Origin of the sequence: Mycoplana rhizolycopersici, from assembly GCF_013378445.1 — a bacterium.
GTDB lineage: Bacteria > Pseudomonadota > Alphaproteobacteria > Rhizobiales > Rhizobiaceae > Mycoplana > Mycoplana rhizolycopersici.
The window spans coordinates 1-510 of record NZ_JABXYK010000062.1 but is presented as its reverse complement, the minus strand read 5'-3'; the positions used below and the strand labels follow the sequence as shown (position 1 = coordinate 510).

General features: G+C 59.6%; 1 protein-coding gene. It reads left to right on the top strand.

Annotated features, from left to right (window positions below; genetic code table 11):
• Positions 1-278, top strand: a 278-nt coding sequence (locus HV823_RS26410; RefSeq protein ID WP_343052097.1) for a hypothetical protein, incomplete at its 5' end; no start/stop codon positions are given.
• Positions 279-510: the final 232 nt, after the last annotated feature.

Sequence of the window (510 nt, the reverse complement as noted above, 5' to 3'; positions counted from 1 at the left end):
AGAGCGCGCTGGCTGCCACTATGCCGACAGCATCTGAATGCCTTTCTGAAAATGCGAGGAAAACAACCATGGAAACAACGACCATCGGCTCGCGGGCCGACTTTGCCCAATGGGCAATCGAGCGCGCCAGCGCCATCATCGTCGAACAGGGCGGCAATCTGGCCCTCGCTGCGCGCGAGGGCGGTGACGACAAGGTCGCTGACGCCGCGAATGCCCTGGGCCAGGCGATCGTCGAGGCAATGCTGGAGGTCTTCGACGGCCTAATGGCCGAGGACTGAAATCCCATGTCCGGTAACACCCGCATCTCCTGCAAGCAGCATCATCCGAACGCAACGATGTCTTGACTGCGCTCTTCCAGAATGAGAACATAAAGAGAACAAAGGAGTTCTCGATATGGCCGGTACCGACAAAGTCATCGCGAATGCCCTCGCCGCGGTTGCAGCCTCCAAGGCGCTTCGTGAGCGTATGCTTGCCCGTCGTGCGGAGGCACGGAAGAACCTTGAAGCACCG